The 15,654-nt window shown below is 64.6% G+C and carries 16 protein-coding genes; 13 read left to right on the top strand and 3 right to left on the bottom strand.

The genetic code is table 11. From position 1 onward, the window contains the following. The first annotated feature begins 4 nt into the window (after positions 1-4). From cobN to cobJ, 5 genes are read left to right on the top strand one after another with little or no spacing between them, the layout of a single operon-like run. Positions 5-3,250: a cobaltochelatase subunit CobN gene (gene cobN / locus AB9K37_RS11210; protein ID WP_369838524.1), complete on the top strand. Its 3,246-nt coding sequence runs from the start codon at positions 5-7 to the stop codon at positions 3,248-3,250. Next, positions 3,247-4,401: a precorrin-3B synthase gene (cobG, locus tag AB9K37_RS11205; protein WP_369838521.1), complete on the top strand. Its 1,155-nt coding sequence runs from the start codon at positions 3,247-3,249 to the stop codon at positions 4,399-4,401. The genes cobN and cobG overlap by 4 nt, the downstream gene beginning before the upstream one ends. Then, entirely contained in the window at positions 4,402-5,031 is a 630-nt protein-coding gene (locus AB9K37_RS11200) for a precorrin-8X methylmutase (protein WP_369838518.1), read from the top strand. It begins immediately after the preceding gene. Positions 5,032-5,033: 2 nt separating this feature from the next. Continuing rightward, positions 5,034-5,750, top strand: coding sequence for a precorrin-2 C(20)-methyltransferase (gene cobI, locus AB9K37_RS11195; protein WP_369838515.1), 717 nt, complete (start codon positions 5,034-5,036; stop codon positions 5,748-5,750). Next, positions 5,747-6,499: a precorrin-3B C(17)-methyltransferase gene (gene cobJ / locus AB9K37_RS11190; protein ID WP_369838512.1), complete on the top strand. Its 753-nt coding sequence runs from the start codon at positions 5,747-5,749 to the stop codon at positions 6,497-6,499. Before cobI ends, cobJ begins: the two co-directional genes overlap by 4 nt. On the opposite strand, the gene AB9K37_RS11185 is transcribed toward cobJ, so the two are convergent. Then, entirely contained in the window at positions 6,469-7,224 is a 756-nt protein-coding gene (locus AB9K37_RS11185; RefSeq protein ID WP_369838510.1) for a cobalt-precorrin-6A reductase, read from the bottom strand. The genes cobJ and AB9K37_RS11185 overlap by 31 nt on opposite strands. Between AB9K37_RS11185 and cbiT the strand changes: the two genes are divergently transcribed. From cbiT to AB9K37_RS11150, 7 genes are read left to right on the top strand one after another with little or no spacing between them, the layout of a single operon-like run. Beyond that, positions 7,223-8,410 (top strand): precorrin-6Y C5,15-methyltransferase (decarboxylating) subunit CbiT, encoded by a 1,188-nt coding sequence (cbiT, locus tag AB9K37_RS11180; protein ID WP_369838507.1) that lies wholly within the window; start codon positions 7,223-7,225, stop codon positions 8,408-8,410. The genes AB9K37_RS11185 and cbiT overlap by 2 nt on opposite strands. Next, entirely contained in the window at positions 8,407-8,769 is a 363-nt protein-coding gene (locus AB9K37_RS11175; protein ID WP_369838504.1) for a cobalamin biosynthesis protein, read from the top strand. The genes cbiT and AB9K37_RS11175 overlap by 4 nt, the downstream gene beginning before the upstream one ends. Continuing rightward, positions 8,766-9,551 carry a precorrin-4 C(11)-methyltransferase gene (cobM, locus tag AB9K37_RS11170; RefSeq protein WP_369838501.1) on the top strand — a complete coding sequence of 262 codons (786 nt, stop codon included), beginning with the start codon at positions 8,766-8,768 and terminating at the stop codon, positions 9,549-9,551. The genes AB9K37_RS11175 and cobM overlap by 4 nt, the downstream gene beginning before the upstream one ends. Continuing rightward, the gene (locus tag AB9K37_RS11165) at positions 9,551-10,861 is read left to right on the top strand and encodes a cobyrinate a,c-diamide synthase (protein WP_369838499.1); all 1,311 of its coding nucleotides are present in this window, start codon (positions 9,551-9,553) and stop codon (positions 10,859-10,861) included. The genes cobM and AB9K37_RS11165 overlap by 1 nt, the downstream gene beginning before the upstream one ends. Beyond that, positions 10,858-11,574 (top strand): uroporphyrinogen-III C-methyltransferase, encoded by a 717-nt coding sequence (gene cobA / locus AB9K37_RS11160; protein ID WP_369838496.1) that lies wholly within the window; start codon positions 10,858-10,860, stop codon positions 11,572-11,574. The genes AB9K37_RS11165 and cobA overlap by 4 nt, the downstream gene beginning before the upstream one ends. Positions 11,575-11,577: 3 nt before the next feature. Further along, positions 11,578-12,330, top strand: a complete 753-nt coding sequence (gene cobF, locus AB9K37_RS11155) for a precorrin-6A synthase (deacetylating) (RefSeq protein ID WP_369838494.1) — start codon at positions 11,578-11,580, stop codon at positions 12,328-12,330. Further along, positions 12,327-12,731, top strand: coding sequence for a bleomycin resistance protein (locus tag AB9K37_RS11150; RefSeq protein ID WP_369838490.1), 405 nt, complete (start codon positions 12,327-12,329; stop codon positions 12,729-12,731). The genes cobF and AB9K37_RS11150 overlap by 4 nt, the downstream gene beginning before the upstream one ends. Before the next feature lie 107 nt (positions 12,732-12,838). Here the strand turns inward: AB9K37_RS11150 and AB9K37_RS11145 are convergent, their stop codons facing one another. Together AB9K37_RS11145 and AB9K37_RS11140 are read right to left on the bottom strand one after the other, a co-directional pair. Continuing rightward, on the bottom strand, positions 12,839-13,684 hold the full coding sequence (locus tag AB9K37_RS11145; RefSeq protein WP_369838487.1) for a fumarylacetoacetate hydrolase family protein: 846 nt from the start codon (positions 13,682-13,684) through the stop codon (positions 12,839-12,841). A gap of 16 nt (positions 13,685-13,700) precedes the next feature. After that, positions 13,701-14,369 carry a GntR family transcriptional regulator gene (locus AB9K37_RS11140; RefSeq protein ID WP_369838484.1) on the bottom strand — a complete coding sequence of 223 codons (669 nt, stop codon included), beginning with the start codon at positions 14,367-14,369 and terminating at the stop codon, positions 13,701-13,703. Positions 14,370-14,596: 227 nt separating this feature from the next. Here AB9K37_RS11140 and AB9K37_RS11135 point away from each other — a divergent pair, with 227 nt between their 5' ends. Further along, positions 14,597-15,613, top strand: a complete 1,017-nt coding sequence (locus tag AB9K37_RS11135) for a TRAP transporter substrate-binding protein (RefSeq protein WP_369838481.1) — start codon at positions 14,597-14,599, stop codon at positions 15,611-15,613. Positions 15,614-15,654 lie beyond the last annotated feature (41 nt).

Raw genomic sequence — 15,654 nt, 5'->3', positions numbered from 1 at the left:
TCCCATGCATGTTGTCTTCCGCGAAAGCCACGGGCTCGATCAGGGCGATACACCAATGGATCTGGGGCAAACGCCCGCAGACTTGATTGTGCTGTCGTTCTCTGACTCGGACCTTGGCGCTTTCGCGGCGGGCTACCATCGGGCCAAGGGGTCCTTGCCGACCGTGCGTCTGGCAAACCTTGTGGCGCTGAAACATCCGCTGTCCGTGGACGTCTATGCCGAGCAAACCCTCGAGGGGGCCAAGGGCATTCTGGTCCGTCTGATCGGCGGCGAAAGCTACTGGTCCTACGGTCTGGCGACCCTTCAGGACTTGGCGCGGCGCAAGGGGATTGCGCTGGCCGTCCTGCCCGCCGACGGGCGTCAGGATGACCGGTTGGACCAACTCAGCACCCTGCCCGTTTCCACACTGCGCCGTCTTCAGCACCTGTGCGACGCTGGCGGCGCCGTTGCGGCCCAAGCCGCGCTGGCGCAACTGGCGCTGGCCGCTGGCCTTTATGCAGCCCCCGTGATGGGCGCGAAAACCGTGCCGGATGCTGGGTTCTATCTGCCCGACACAGGCGTCGTCACCGATCCGCGGCGCGACGACCGCCCGCTGGCTTTGGTCACATTCTACCGCTCTTACCTGACATCCGCCGACACTTCGCCCGTCGACGCCATGATCGCTGCGCTCGAACAGCGCGGGTTCCAAGCCATCGGTGCCTTTGCCAGCAGTCTCAAGGCCCCCGCTGTCGCCGACTGGCTGCGCACCCAGATAAGCACCCTGAAACCCGCCGCCATCGTCAACGCGACCGCCTTCTCGGCCCAAGGGCGCAACGGCGAGCCGTCGCCCCTTGATGCGGCCGGCTGCCCTGTGTTCCAGATCGCCCTGTCCACCGCCCGCAAAAAGGATTGGAAGGACGCCGACCGCGGTCTGTCTCCTGCCGACCTTGCCATGCACGTGGTCCTGCCCGAAGTCGACGGACGCATCTTTGCCGGTGTCGCCAGCTTCAAACAGCCGGGCAAGAAGGACCCCGATCTCGAATATTCCCGCTTTGCACACCGCGCGGACCCCACGCGGATCGACGCGCTGGCGGACCGCGTGCAGGCATGGCACCGCCTCTCCACCTTGCCCGCCGCAGACAAACGGATCGCGCTGGTCCTGTCGACATATCCCGGCAAGACCTACCAGATCGCCCACGCGGTCGGGATGGACGCTCTTGCCAGCGCCGAACAAATCCTGTCGGACCTGAACGCCAGCGGCCACACCGTGCGTCCCCAAACGGACCTCGGCCAACGCCTGACAGCTGAAACCCTGACCTATCCGCTCGCGGCCTATGAGCAAGCGCTAGACACCCTACCCGAATCCCTGCGCGCGGACCTGATCGCCGCTTGGGGCACGCCCGACACCGACCCGCTGTTCCGCGATGGCGCGTTCCATTTCCCCGCCATCGACGCAGGGAATGCGCTGGTCGCCCTCCAGCCCGAACGCGGCGACGTCCAGACCCGCGACGACGACTACCACGACCTGTCCCGCACTCCGCGCCACAGCTACGTCGCCTTCTACCTCTGGCTCCGCGCCCAATCCGACGCGCTGGTCCACATCGGGGCCCACGGCACGCTGGAATGGTTGCCGGGCAAATCCGTCGCCCTGTCTGGCGATTGCTGGCCCGAGGCGCTGATCCGCGACCTGCCCGTCATCTACCCGTTCATCGTCAACGACCCGGGCGAGGCCGCCCAAGCCAAACGCCGCATCGCTGCCGTCACTATCGGCCACCTGCCGCCCCCCATGGCGCAGACCAAACTGCCCGAGGGCATGGGACGGCTTGAACACCTATTGGACGAATACTCGACCGCAGACGGCCTTGACCCCGCACGCCGCGACCGCCTGATTGCCGACATCCGCGCCGAGGCCCAAGGCACTGGCGTCGAAGAGGACCTTGGCATCCCGCACGACGCCTCCGCTGCCGAAGCCATCACCCGCATCGACCGCTTTGTCTGCGACATCAAGGAAAGCCAGTACGGTGAGGGCCTGCATATCTTTGGCGCGGGCGACTACGGCGCGCAGGAGAACGCGGGCCTCCATGCGGCGCTAAACGGTCGCTTCGTCCCCGCTGGTCCTTCTGGCTCCCCGTACCGTGGCCGCTCGGACGTGCTGCCCACGGGCCGGAACCTGTTCACGACCGACCCACGCTCGGTCCCGTCCCGCGCCGCCCACGCCCAAGGCGTCAAGCTGGCCGAGGAACTGCTCCGCCGCCACCTTCAGGACCACGGCGACTGGCCGCGCGGTTTGGTGATCGACCTCTGGGGCAGTGCCACCATGCGCACCGCAGGCGAGGAATTCGCCATGGCCCTGCACCTCGCGGGCCTCGCGCCGAAATGGGACGACGGTTCCGAACGCGTCAGCGGGTTCGAGATCATCCCGCTAGCCCTGTTAAACCGTCCCCGCATCGACGTGACCCTGCGCGTCTCGGGCCTGTTCCGCGATGTATTCCCGGGCCTGGCCCAGATGTTCGAAGGTGCCGCCGACAAACTGGCCGAGCGTGAAGAGGCTCCCGAAGACAACCCCTACGTCGCCCGCACCCCCCGCGTCTTTGGCCCCAAGCCGGGCCAATACGGCCTGAACATGGGCGCGGCGCTGGATGACTACAGCGACGAAGCCCGCGCTGCCGCGGGCGAAGCATGGCTGGCCGCCAGTTCCCACGCGATCGACGCCAAAGGCGAAGTCCACGAGGCCCGCGAAGCGCTGGAAACCCGCCTGCAAACCGCCGACAGCTTTGTTCACCTGCAGGACTTGCCGGAAACCGACGTGCTGATGGCCAGCGACTATGCCGCCCACGAGGCCGGTTTTGCCGCCGCCATGAAGCGCCTTGGCCAACAGGCCCCCGCGCTCTACCACATGGACGCGACCCAACCGGACCGGCCCCGCGCACGCAGCCTGAACGAGGAAATCGCCCGCACCGTCCGCGCCCGCGCTGCCAACCCCGATTGGGCCAACGGCATGATGAACCACGGCTTCCGCGGCGCGGCTGAAATCGCCGCCACCCTCGACCACATGGCCGCTTTTGCCCATCTGGCAGGGGTCGTCGGCCCCCACCTGTTCGACCAGTATTTCGAGGCCACCTTGGGCCGCGAAGACCTGACCGAGTTCATGGAGGACGCCAACCCGCAGGCCCTTCAGGCGCTCAAGGACCGCTTCCGCGCCCTCATGGACGCGGGCCTCTGGGTCACGCGCCGCAACTCGATCATCGCCGAACTGGAGGCCCTGTCATGAGCGCCCCCATTATCCAAGGCTGGTGCCCCGGTGCCCTGCGCCCCATGCAGTCGGGCGACGGTCTGGTGGTACGCGTTCGTGCCCCCCTCAGCCGTCTAGCGCAGGACAAGGCCGCCCAAATTGCCGATCTGGCGCAGATCTACGGGAACGGGCTGATCGACATATCGAACCGCGCGAACCTGCAGATCCGGGGCGTCACCGATGCCACCTACGCGCCCTTGATCGACGGCCTGCGGATGCTCGGGGTAATCGACCGCGACATCGCGACCGAGACCCGCCGCAACATTGTCCTGACGCCCTATTGGACCGCAGGAGACGACAGCCAGCGCATCGCGAGCGCGCTGATGCTGGCCCTGTCATCCGACGATGCCCCCGCCACGCCGGGCAAGTTCGGCTATGCGGTGGATTGCAGCGACACGCCCGTGATGACCGATATCAGCGCCGATATCCGCATCGAGCGGGGCGAAAACGGCCTGATCGTTCGCGCAGACACCTGCGACATGGGAATCCCCGTCACCGTGGACTCTGCCGCCGAAACCGCGCTGGAGATCGCCCGCTGGTTCCTGACCTCTGGCGGCGCGCCCGAGGGACGCGGCCGCATGGCCCGCCACCTGAAAACCACCGAACTGCCCGCCGAATACCGAACCGCTCCGGCGCAACCCGCGCAGCACAGCCCGCAGATCGGGCAGACCAGCAACGGCACCCTCGTCGGCCTCGAGTTCGGGCAGATGCAGGCCCACACCCTCGCCTCGCTGGCGAAATTGGCCCCGATCCGCCTGACTCCGTGGCGGATGCTGCTGCTGGAGAACCTGACTACATTGCCCGACATCGACGGGCTCATCACCGATCCCACCGATCCGCGCCTGAATGTCGTGGCCTGCACCGGCGCGCCCGGCTGCCCGCAGGCCCTCAGCGACACGCGCTCCTTGGCCCGCCAACTGGCCCCGCACACGCCGCACCTGCTGCACGTGTCCGGCTGCGCCAAGGGCTGCGCACACCCCTCCGCCGCGCCGATCACACTGACAGCGACGGCCCCTGAGACCTTTGACCTGATCCACAATGGCACAGCCAGCGCTAACAGGTCCGCGACCGACCTTGCATCCGACGCGCTGATCCGCCATCCCGACCTTCTGACGACCAAGAGAGCCTGAATGCCCCACGTTTACGAGACCAACGGCGCCGCCATCTACAAGGAAAGCTTTGCGACCATCCGGTCCGAGGCCAACCTCGCCCGCTTCAACAAGGATGAAGAATCCGTTGTAGTGCGGATGATCCACGCGCTCGGCTTTGTGGGCCTAGAGGAACACGTGCGCTTCTCCGAAGGCATGGCCGAAACCGCCCGCGCTGCGCTAGCGAACGGTGCGCCGATCCTGTGCGACGTCCGCATGGTGTCCGAGGGCATCACCCGCCCGCGCCTGCCCGCGGACAACGCGATCATCTGCACGCTCAAGGACCCGCAGGTTCCTGAACTGGCCGCCGAAATGCAGAACACCCGTTCGGCCGCAGCAGTGGAACTGTGGCGCCCGCATCTTGAGGGCGCTTTGGTTGCTATCGGCAACGCGCCCACTGCGCTGTTCCACCTGCTAAATATGCTCGAGGACCCCGATTGCCCGCGCCCTGCGGCCATCATCGGCTGCCCCGTGGGCTTTGTCGGCGCGCGGGAATCCAAGGACGCCCTGATGGCTGACCTGCCGGTCCCCTCGATGATCGTCGAAGGGCGTCTGGGGGGCTCTGCGATCACCGTGGCCGCCGTGAACGCGCTGGCCAGCTGGAAGGAATAACGATGGGCAAGGTCATCTGCGTCGGCCTCGGCCCCGGCGACCGCGAACTCATGAGCGTGAAGTCGGATCGCACGATCCGCACCGCCCGCCACGTGGCTTATTTCCGCAAGGAAGGCCGTCAGGGTCAGGCCCGCCGCATCGTCGAAGGCATGTTGCCCGAGGCTGTGACCGAGCACGCAATGGAGTATCCGGTCACCACCGAGATCCACTTCAGCGACCCCGAATACAACCGCCTGCTGTCAGCATTCTATGACGACTGGGCAGACAAGCTATGCGCCCTGACCGCCGACGAAGACGTAGTTATTTTGTGCGAAGGTGATCCGTTTTTCTACGGCAGTTTCATGCATTTATACACGCGTCTTAAACCACGCTGCGACATCGATGTGATCCCCGCCATCACCGGTATGTCCGGCTGCTGGACCGCCACGGGCCAGCCGATCACGTGGGGCGACGACGTGCTGACCGTCTGCATGGCGACCCTGCCCGAAGACGAACTGACCCGCCGCGCCAAAGACTCTGACGCGCTGGTGTTCATGAAGATCGGCCGCAACCTGCCCAAGGTCAAACGCGCCCTCGAAGCCGCTGGCAAACTGCAGGACGCGTGGCTGGTCGAACGGGGCACCATGCCCGACCAGACTGTCCAGAAACTGACCGAGGTGGGCGACACCGTCCCCTATTTCAGCATCGCCATCGTCCATGGCAACGGGAGACGCCCATGACCGGTTCCGTCGTTATCGCAGGCCTTGGCCCCGGTGCCGAAGACCTCGTGACCCCCGAAGTGCGCGCCGCGCTGGACTTTGCGACCGACATAGTGGGCTACTTCCCCTATGTGGCCCGCGTCGAACCCCGCGAAGGGCTGACCCTGCACGGATCGGACAACCGCGTCGAAGTGGACCGCGCCACCCACGCCCTGCAAATGGCCGCCGAGGGGCGCCATGTGGTCGTGGTCAGCAGCGGCGATCCGGGCGTTTTCGCCATGGCCTCTGCCGTGTTCGAGGCGCTGGAAAACCATCCCGAATACCACAACTTGGACATCCGCGTTTTGCCAGGCATCACCGCGATGCTGGCCGCAGCCTCGAAACTCGGCGCGCCCTTGGGCCACGATTTCGCGGCGATCAATCTGTCGGATAACCTGAAACCGTGGAGCCTGATCGAACGCCGCCTGCGCCTTGCCGCCCAAGCCGGTTTCGCCATGGCGTTCTACAATCCGCGCAGCAAATCGCGCCCCTTCCAGTTCGGTCAGGCCCTGACCATTCTACGTGAAGAACTGGGGGATAACGTTCTGATTTCGTTCTGTAAAGACGTGACCAAGGACGGGCAGAAACTGCTGACCGTCCCGCTGGGAGAGGCGACCGAAGACATGGCTGACATGCGCACCGTGGTCATCGTGGGGAACGCCGACACACGCCGCGTCGGCCCCCACGTCTACACCCCGCGTTACGCGCCAACCTCGTCCGAGAGCGCATGATCAAGCCAGTCCATCACATCGGTGACGGTCCGCATAATGGGACGCGTCGGGATATGGGGGCGGTCGATCAGAATGACCGGAATGCCCAATTCCCGCGCCGCATCCAGCTTGGCGCGTGCACCCACGCCGCCCGAATTCTTGGCGACGATCAGATCAATCTTGTGCTCTTGCAGCAGGGCCTTGTCGCCCGCCACGGTAAACGGTCCGCGCGCCTGCACGGCCACCGCGTTCGGCAGGGGCAGCGCGCCCTCGGGCGCGTCCACCAGACGCAGCAGGTAGAAGTGCTGGGGCTTGCCCGCAAAGTCGCTCAGGTACTGGCGCCCAATGGCCAGAAAAATCCGGCGCGGGCTCTCGGGCAGCGCCGCAACCGCGCCCGCCATATTCTCCACATGGCTCCAACTGTCGCCGGGTTTGTTGCGCCACGGGCCACGTTCCAAGGCACACAGCTCCACCCCGGCCTCTTCGCAGGCGACGACCGCGTTGTTGCTCATCTGCGCGGCAAAGGGGTGCGTAGCATCAACCACATGGGTGATCCCCTCGTCCCGCAGGTACTGCACCAGCCCCCGCACCCCGCCAAAGCCGCCCATCCGCGTGGGCAGCGGCGGCATGGTCGGATTGTTCGTGCGGCCGGCATAACTGAACACCGCATCCACGCCCCAATCGGACAGCGTCGCGGCGAGTTTCATGGCTTCGGTCGTTCCACCGAGAACAAGGATACGTGTCATGTCTGAACCTTGGCTAAGCATTCTGGGTCTGGGGGAAAATGGACTGGATGGGCTGACAGAGACAAGCCGGAAATTGCTGCAGGGCGCAGTGGCGATCTTTGGCGGCCCGCGCCACCTTTCGCTCGTCGGCGCTGGCGCGCGCGGCCACGAATGGCCCATCCCGTTCAGCATCGACCCCGTTCTGGCCCTGCGCGGTCGAAAGGTGGTCATTCTGGCCTCGGGCGATCCCTTCTGGTTCGGCGCAGGCGGGTCTATCGCCAACCACCTCGATCCCGACGAATGGATCAGCGTGCCTACTCCTTCCACCTTCAGCTTGGCGGCAAATACCCAAGGTTGGAAGCTAGAAGAAACACTGTGCTTCGGGCTTCATGCGGCACCGTTCGAACGCCTGACACCCACCTTGGGCCGCGGCGTCCGCGCCATCTGCACCGTGCGCGACGGCGATGCGCCCGCGAAACTGGCCAGCTATCTGACCGAGACCGGCTTTGGCGCATCCGAACTGACCGTCATGGAATGCCTCGGCGGCCAACGCCAGCGCGTGCGCCAGACCACCGCCCAAGACTTCGCCCTTCAGGATATCCAAGCCCCCGTCGCCGTCGCCATCGACTGCGCAGGGTCCAAGGGGATGCCCCGTGCCTCTGGCCTGCCCGACTCGATGTTCCTGTCCGACGGCCAAATGACCAAGCGCCCCGTCCGCGCCCTGACCCTCTCGGCCCTCGCGCCGCGCTATGGCGAGCATCTGTGGGACATCGGCGGCGGCTCTGGCTCCATTGCGCTGGAATGGTGCCTCGCCGCGCCGAACGCCACCGCCACCAGCTTTGAGCCCAAAGACACCCGCTGCGCTAACATTCGCCAGAATGCAGAACGTTTCGGCCTGTCCCACCGCCTGCAAACAGTCCACGGCGCGGCCCCTGCGGCGCTAAAGGGCCACGCCAAACCCGAGGCGGTCTTCATCGGCGGCGGCAACAGCGCGACATTGCTGACGGAACTGTGGCAAACCCTGCCCGAGGGCACCCGCATCGTCGCCAACGCGGTCACGCTGGAAACCGAATGCCTGCTGATGAACTGGCACGCGGCCAAGGGCGGGCACCTGCTGCGCGCTGAGCTTTCGGAAACAGCGCCCTTGGGTCGGATGCGCGGTTGGAACGCCGCCCGCCCGATCCTGCAATGGAGCGTCACCCGATGAAAATCGCAGGTATAGGTTTCCGCGCCGAGGCCCCCACCGCATCGCTCCAAGATGCGCTGAACCAAACCGGCCACACGGTCGACGCCATCGCCACCGCCGCCGACAAAGCTCAAGCGCCCCAGATCACAGAACTCGCCGAGATCCTCGGCGTGCCCCTGATCGCCGTCCCCTTGGACGAGCTGAGCCAAGAAATCACCATCACCCAATCCCCCCGCGTGGCGGAACGCTACGGCACCGGCTCTTTGGCCGAAGCTGCCGCGCTTGCCGCTGTCGGAGAGAACGCGCATCTGCTAGACCGCCGCGTAACTTCGACCGATGGCATGGCCACCGCCGCAATTGCTGAAGGACCAGACGCATGACCGTTCACTTTATCGGCGCAGGCCCCGGCGCTGCCGACCTGATCACCCTGCGCGGCCGCGACCTGATCGCGTCTTGCCCTGTCTGCCTCTACGCAGGTTCACTGGTACCCGAGGCCCTGCTGGACCACTGCCCCGAAGGCGCGCGGATCATCAACACCGCCCCCATGTCGCTGGACAACATCATCGCCGAGATCAAAGCCGCCCACGACGCGGGCCAGGACATCGCCCGCCTGCACTCGGGCGATCTGTCGGTCTGGTCGGCCATGGGCGAACAGCTGCGCCGCCTGCGCGCCGAGGGCATCCCCTATGACGTGACCCCCGGCGTGCCGTCCTTTGCCGCCGCAGCCGCTGCCTTGGGCGCCGAACTGACCCTGCCGGGCGTCGTGCAATCGCTGGTCCTGACCCGCACCTCGGGCCGCGCGTCCAGCATGCCCGATGGCGAAACCCTTGAAAACTTCGCCAAAACAGGCGCGACCTTGGCCGTGCACCTGTCGGTCCACGTGCTAGAAGAGGTCGTCGCGCGTCTGTCCCCGTCCTATGGTTCCGACTGCCCCGTCGCGATCATTTGGCGCGCCACGTGGCCGGACCAGAAGATCATCAAAGCTACCCTCGACACCGTCATCGAAGCCACCGAAGGAGAGCGCGGCCGCACCGCGCTGATCATGGTCGGCCACGCGCTTGGGGCCACGGATTTCGACGAATCCTGCCTCTATGCCGCCGACTACGACCGCCGCTACCGCCCCATCGGCACCGATCCCCGCTTCCCAGAGGGGACCGAGTGATGCTGCCCAAGGGCCTTTTGATCTCTGCCCCCGCGTCGGGCACCGGCAAGACGACCCTGATGCTGGGCCTGTGCCGTGCGCTCACCCAAGCGGGCGTCACGGTCCAGCCCTTCAAAAGCGGCCCTGACTACATCGACCCCGGGTTCCACAGCGCCGCGGCGGGCCGCGTGTCGGTGAACCTTGATTCATGGGCGATGCCGCGCGGGTTGCTGGCCGATCTGGTCCAAGCCGCCGATGGCGCTGACCTTGTGCTGGCCGAAGGGTCAATGGGCCTCTTCGATGGCGTGGCAAGCCCCGGCGAAACCGGCACCGGTGCCAGCGCCGACATGGCCGCCCTGATGGGTTGGCCCGTGGTACTGGTCATCGACGTTTCGGGCCAAGCGCAATCGGCCGCCGCCGTCGCCGCAGGCTTTGCCGCCATGCGCCCCGATGTGCAGCTGGCGGGCGTGGTCCTGAACCGCGTCGCCTCGCCCCGTCACGAAGCCTTAGTCCGCGTGGGTATGAGCCAAGTCGGCATCCCCGTCCTTGGCGCACTGCCCCGGATGAAAGAGATCGAGATGCCCGAGCGGCACCTTGGCCTCGTCCAAGCCGAAGAGCACAGCGAACTCACCCGTATCCTCGACGCCGCCGCGGCCTTTGTGGCAGAGCATGTGGACCTGAACGCCCTGCGCGCTGCCGCCGCGCAAACCACGCCCCCCGCGATTGACCCGAACCCCTGTCCGCCCCCCGGTCAGCGGATCGCCTTGGCCCGCGACGCGGCCTTCAGCTTTGTCTACCCGCACCAGCTGACCGCATGGCGCAAAGCGGGCGCAGAGATCCTGCCGTTCAGCCCCCTGAACGACGAAGCGCCCGATTCATCCGCCGACGTCGCATGGCTGCCCGGCGGCTACCCCGAGCTGCACGCAGGCAAAATCTCCGCTGCAACAATCTTCCGCAACGGTCTGAAATCATTTGCGGAAACGCGTCCCGTGCATGGCGAATGCGGCGGCTACATGGCCATGGGCACCGCCCTGATCGACAAAGCCGGAGAGCGCCACGAAATGGCCGGCCTCCTCGGCCTCGTGACCAGCTATGAAAAGCGCAAGATGCACCTTGGCTACCGTCTGGCCGATCTGACCGCCCCCATGCCCGGCTATTCCGCTGCCGCTCGCCTGCGCGGCCACGAGTTCCACTATTCCACCATTCTCGATCAGCCCGACGCGCCCTTGGCCCGCGTCACCGATGCCAACGGCGCCGACGTGCCCGAAACCGGCTCGGTGCGCGGCAACGCGACCGGCACCTTCTTTCACCTGATTTCGGAGGCCACATGAGCGGCTACGTTTACTTTGTTTCCTCTGGCCCCGGCGATCCAGAACTGCTCACGCTCAAGGCCGCGCGCCTGATCAAAGAAGCCGACGCGATCCTCTATGACGACCTCGGCGCGGCACCCATTCTGGAAGACCTCAAGCCCGAGGCCGAACTCGTCGGCGTCGGCAAACGCGCAGGCCGCCCCAGCCCCAAACAGGAACATGTCAGCCAGCTCTTGGTCGATTACGCGTCCCAAGGGATCAAGGTCGTCCGCTTGAAATCCGGCGACAGCGGCATCTATGGCCGTCTGGAAGAGGAAATCACTGCCCTCCGCGCCGCCGGTATCCCCTATGAAATCGTCCCCGGAGTCACCACCGCCTCGGCCGCGGCTGCCTGCACGGGCATCCCGCTGACCCGCCGCCAAACCGCCCGCCGCCTGCAATTCGTCACCGGCCACGACGTGACCGGCGCCTTGCCAGAGCAACTGAACCTCGCTGCCCTCGCCGATCCGACCTGCACCACGGCGGTCTACATGGGCAAGCGCACCTTCTCGAAAATGGTGGACCGGCTGGTCAGCGCCGGAATGCCCCCCGAAACCCCCGCCATGCTGTGCGAAGGGGTCTCGAAGCCCGAACAACAGTTCACCCGCAGCACGATTCGCGAACTGGCCGACAGCCTCGAAGGCGCCGACAGCACCCAGCCCGCGCTGATCCTCTATGGGCCCTTGGCGGACTGACCGATGTACCACCTGAAACTCGTCGGCATCGGCACAGGCAACCCCAAGCACCTGACGCTCCAAGCGATCGACGCCCTGAACAACGTCGACGCGATCCTGATCCCGACAAAGGGCGCGGGCAAAGATGATCTGGCGGGCCTGCGCCATGAAATCTGCACCCGAATCCTGACGACCCAGCCCAAAATCGCCGATTTCGCCCTGCCCATCCGCGACGAAACCACCAGCGATTACGGGCAAAAGGTGAACGACTGGCACGACGCCATCGCCGAGATCTGGCTGCACACCATGCAAGCGACCCTGCCGCAGGGAGGCACCGTCGGTTTCCTTGTCTGGGGGGACCCGAGCCTCTATGATTCGACCCTGCGCATCGCCGACCGCCTGACCAAAACCACCGAAATCACGGTCGAGGTCATCCCCGGCATCACCTCGATCCAGACCCTAACGGCGGGCCACGCCATCCCGCTCAATGAAATCAACGGCCCCGTGACCATCACCACCGGCCGACAGATTCGCGATAACGGCTTTCCTGCAGGCTCGGATACGGCCGTGGTCATGCTAGACGGCGCTTGCTCGTTCCAGCACCTCGACCCCACGGGCATCCACATCTACTGGACCGCCTACGCAGGGATGGAAAACGAAATCCGCCGCTCCGGCCCACTAGCTAAGGTCCAAGCAGACATCATCGCCACCCGCGCCGCCGCCCGCGCCGCCCACGGCTGGTGCATGGACATTTACCTGTTGCGTTGGGCCACATGACCTCCGCGCTGGTCCCCGAGCTTTCGGTCACGGACTGGCGCGCGACCCAAGCCGTCCTGCACACCCTCGGCTTTACCACGAAATACGCGCGCCCCGACGAAGGCTTCGCCTATCTCACGCGACAGGGCGCAGACCTGATGATCGACCAGATCCGCATGGGCCGCGATTTTGACAGCGACCTGCGCCCACCTCTCGGTCGCGGCCTGAACCTGCAAATCCGCGTCACCGACGCGCAATTGCTCTACGCCGCCGCCCAATCCGCCAACCTGCCCATCCCCCTCCCGCTCGAGGACAAATGGTACCGCACCCCCGCGGGCCACGAAGGCAACCGCCAATTCATCGCGGCCCTCCCCGACGGCTACCTCCTGCGCTTTTACCAAGACCTCGGCACCAAACCTTAGCCCTCTTTCTTGGCAAAAATACCCACCGCACCAACGCGGGCCACGCGCCCCACAAACAAATAAGGGCGCCCCGCAGGACGCCCTCACCCGTTCCCAAACCGGAACGCTTATTCGTAGGCGACAGCCGTCTGCTCTTGCTCGCCCAAGCCCTGGATCCGCACAGTCATCTTGTCACCGGCCTTGAGGAAGCGCTGGGGCTTCATGCCCATGCCCACACCCGACGGCGTACCGGTCGCGATGATGTCGCCGGGCTGCAGCTTCATGAACTGGCTCATGTAGCTGACGATCTCTTTGACACTAAAGATCATGTCGTCGGTGTTCGAATCCTGCACAGTCTCGCCGTTCAGATCCAAGGACAGCGCCAGGGTCTGGGGATCCCCCACTTCGTCCGCCGTCACCAGATAGGGACCGGTCGGGCCGAATGTAGGCGCCGATTTGCCCTTGATCCACTGACCACCCTTTTCGATCTGGAACTCACGCTCGGACATGTCGTTGATCACGCAATAGCCCGCCACGTAGGACAGCGCGTCCTCCTCGGACACATAGCTGGCCTCTCTGCCGATCACGACACCCAGCTCGACCTCCCAGTCCGACTTCACCGATCCCTTGGGAATCACAACGTCATCAAACGGGCCGGACAGCGCCGAGGTCGCTTTGTTAAAGATGATCGGCTCCTTGGGCGGCTCCGCGCCGGTTTCAGCGGCGTGCTTGGCATAGTTCAGACCGATGCAGAAAAAGTTCGGGACAGAGGCCACGCAGGATCCGATCCGGCCGGGCTCTGCCACCACAGGCAGGCTGGTCACGTCGATGGCACGGATGGCGTCCAGCGCCTCCAGCGACACGCCCGCACCCGCGAAATCGGGGCACTTGCCCGACAGGTCACGTACATTGCCGTCGGCGTCCATAATGCCGGGCTTTTCCTGACCTACGGGGCCAAAACGTAGAAGTTTCATTGATTTCTCCTCCAAATCATTTGATGATCAGAGCGGCCTCGGCTTCTTGCTCAAGGACGTTCCGAATATCTCTGTCCAAATGGCCCAAATGAGCCTCAATCGCGACCAGCGCCGATGCGCGGTCACGGGCACGCAGCGCTTCCACGATGGCACCGTGCTGCACGATCACCCGCTCGCGGTTACGGCGGCGGCGCGCAGCCATGTAGCGGGCCCGCCAAAGCCGCTCTAGCAAGGTCTGGTGCAGTTCGGCGATGACATCGTTATGGGACATTGCCGCCAGTGCATGGTGAAAGCCCATATCGACCTCGAACATGTCCAAGGGATCCGAGCTTTCGAAATTCTTGTCCATATAATCAAGGGTTACGGCCAGATCCTCAATCTCGGCATCGGTGGCATTCTTACAGGCCAGTTCCAGTGACAGTTTCTCAAGGGCAATCAGAACCTCGACCTGATCGGAAATTTCCTTGATCGAGGGCTGCGCGACGATAGGACTGCGCGCCGGACGCAAGATCACTAGACCCTCTTGGGCCAGAATGCGGATCGCCTCTCGCATGGGGGTCCGGCTGACCCCGAGTTCCGCCGCGTTATCACGCTCTTTGATCGTCGTTCCGGGGGGCAATTTACCCCTTAGAATATCGCGACGCAGCTGACGCGCGATCTGTTCCGGTAAAGTTTCCTCAGCCATCCCCGCCTTAAAACCCTTATTATTCAGACTCTTACTAGACCTATTCTTAGGGCTGTAACCACATTAGATCATTTTTTTGAATTTGGTATACCAAAAATGATTGAAAGTGAAGATCGCTTTGAGTAGCGTCGATTCAGGATGGTATACCATCTGTTCGCTGGTCGGGTGGAGCCGACCAAACGAAAGAAAGGCGGCAAGAGGAGGCCGCCTAGGGAGGACATATAAATATGAAAATCAGCAAGCTTCTTGCATCCGCTGCCCTGACCGCAATTGCGGCAACCGCAGCTTCGGCTCAGGACGTAACCCTGCGCATCCAGACACACTACGCGACCGAGCACCCCTCGGGTAAGCTGGCAGCCCAGTTCATCGACGACGTGCAGACCATGTCGGGCGGCGAGATCTCGATCGAAATGTTCTACAGCTCGTCGGTCGTTGCGACCACCGAGACATGGGACGCGGCCGTCAACGGCATCCTCGACTGCGACATGACCGGTGGTGCTTACCAGACCGGTAAGAACCCTGCGTTCCAGTTCGTTGGCGACATCATGGGCGGCTACGACACCCCATGGCAGCAGATTTCGTGGCTGTACTACGGCGGCGGTTATGACGCGGCTCAGGAACTGTACAACGCGAACGGCATGCAGCTGATCGGCTGGTGGCTCTATGGTCAGGAATCGCTGTCCTCGTCCAAGCCCATCGCGGGCCCCGAAGACCTAAAGGGCTGGAAGTTCCGTTCGCCCCCGGGTCTGGAAACCGAAATCTTCACCGAAATGGGCGCGTCGCCCATCGTGATGGACTTCACTGAAATCTTTACCGCGCTGGAAACCGGCATCATCGACGGTGCAGACGCCTCGGGCATCTACAACAACGTTGGTCTGGGTCTCTATGACATCGTGAAGCACGCCACCTACCCCGGCTTCCACTCGATGCCGTCGGACCACCTGGCGTGTAACAAAGACGTCTGGGACGGCCTGAGCGAGCAGCACCGCCGCATCATCGACACCGCGATGCAGAAACTGACCCTGCACACCGCTCTGTCGAATGAAAAGAAGAACGCCGAAGCCGCAGCTGAACTGGCTGCAAACGGTGTGACCCTGCACGACTGGTCGGCTGAGGACCGCGCGGACTTCCGCAAGGCTGCTCAGACCGCATGGGACGGTTGGGCAGCAAAGACCCCCGAGGCTGCAGCGCTGGTGGCAAGCCACCGCGAGTACCTCGGCTCGCTCGGCCTGATCGCCGAATAATCACGTAACGTGAACATAGCCTGACAATCGGGCGGGCCTAT

It is taken from the genome of Donghicola sp. XS_ASV15 (assembly GCF_041224595.1).
Taxonomy (GTDB): Bacteria; Pseudomonadota; Alphaproteobacteria; order Rhodobacterales; family Rhodobacteraceae; genus Donghicola.
The sequence above is the reverse complement of the archived record's forward strand: the minus strand, read 5'-3'. Positions and strand labels throughout refer to the sequence as shown.